This window comes from Streptomyces sp. UH6, from assembly GCF_013421635.1.
GTDB lineage: Bacteria > Actinomycetota > Actinomycetes > Streptomycetales > Streptomycetaceae > Streptomyces > Streptomyces abyssomicinicus.
In genome coordinates, this window is record NZ_JACADT010001162.1 from 1 (window position 1) to 1,621 (window position 1,621).

General features: G+C 74.3%; 1 protein-coding gene and 1 pseudogene. Both read right to left on the minus strand.

What is annotated here, in order from left to right; translation table 11 throughout:
- Positions 1–1,219: cytochrome P450 (locus HW445_RS30235; protein WP_180223994.1), on the minus strand; the 1,219-nt coding region annotated here is incomplete at its 3' end.
- Between the two features lie 89 nt (positions 1,220–1,308).
- Positions 1,309–1,621 (minus strand): annotated as a pseudogene (locus HW445_RS30240) (alpha/beta hydrolase); the annotation flags it as partial.

Consider the following 1,621-nt stretch of genomic DNA (forward strand, 5'->3'; position numbering starts at 1 on the left):
GGATCTCCACCCGCAGCTCCTCCAGCCCCCGCATGACCAGGTTCGGCCGCCGGACCGGCTCGGCGGCGAGCCGCATCCGCGGAGCGCGCTCCAGCAGCGCGGTCATCGAGGCGGCCAGCTCCATCCGGGCCAGCGGCGCCCCGATGCAGTAGTGGATCCCCGCGCTGAACGAGATGTGCGGGTTCTCCCGCCGGGCCAGGTCCAGCCGGTCCGGCCGTTCGAACACCGCCGGATCGCGGTTGGCCGACCCGAACAGCAGTGCCAGCTCCGCGCCGCGCGGGATCACCGTGCCGTCGATCTCGACGTCCTCCAGCACCCAGCGCTCGAACAGCTGGAGCGGCGTGTCGAAACGCATCAGCTCCTCCACCGCGGACGGCACCAGCGAGTGGTCCGCGCGCAGCGCCGCCAGCTGCTCCGGGTGGGCGAGGAGCGCCGCCCAGGCGTTGCCCGTGCCGTTGACGGTGGCCTCGTGTCCCGCGTTGAGCAGCAGCACGCAGGTGGAGATCATCTCCTGCTCGGTGAGCCGGTCGCCCTCGTCGTGGGCGGCGACGAGCGCGGTGATCAGGTCGTCCCCGCCGGGGCGGCGGCGGCGTTCGGCGATCAGTTCCCGCAGGTAGTCGCTGAACTCTACGGAGGCGCGGACGGCCGCCGCCGCGGTCTCCTCGGACGGGTTCAGCTCGTACATCCCGCAGATCGCCGCCGACCAGGGCCGCAGCGGCGCCCGGTCGGCCTCCGGGACGCCCAGCATCTCGGCGATCACCGCCACCGGCAGCGGTTCGGCCACCTCCGCCAGCAGATCGCCGCCGCCCGCGTCCACCAGCCGCCCGGCCAGTTCCCCGGCGAGTGAGCGCACGTACGGCCGCAGCCGTTCCACGGTGCGCGGGGTGAACGCCTGGGAGACCAGCCGCCGGATCCGGGTGTGGTCCGGCGGCTCCAGGTCGAGCATGCCGTGGTCGTTGAGGGTGTGGAACGGCTCGTGCTCCGGCGGGGGAGGCGTGCGGCCGAACTCCTCGTCGGTGAAGCGGTGCCGGTAGGTCCGTCCGAGCCGCCGGTCGCGCAGCAGCGCGGAGACGTCGGCGTGGTGCGGCACCAGCCACTGGCCGGTCTCCTCGCACCACAGCACCCGGCCGCGCGCCCGCAGCGCGTCGTAGGCCGGGTACGGGTCGGCGACGAGGTCCGGATCGGAGGGGGAGAAGATCTGGGCAACCGGGGGATTCACCCGTTCACCATGTCACCCGGACGCCCCGGCGCACCACGCGGGCCGGGCGGTTTTCCCGTTCACCGGGCCGGCCGGGCGGTCTCCCCCGCTCACCAGGCGAGCTGGGCGATCTCCTCGGCCACCACGGCGCAGGCGTCGGCGGCCGGGTCGATCAGCGGGAAGTGGCCGACGCCCTCCAGCAGCGTCACGCCCACCACCTCGCCCGCGAGCGCCGCCGCCCGCGCGTACGACTCGGCGACCGGCGGCGGGACGTCGACGTCCTCGCGGCCCTGCACGACGGTGGTGGCGATGCCGCTGGGCACCAGCAGCACCGGGTCGGCGTACGGGCGGCGCTCCTCGAAGTGGTCCGGGCCGCCCAGGAACTGCAACGAGGCGTGACCGCAGACCTCCAGCTTCTCGGCG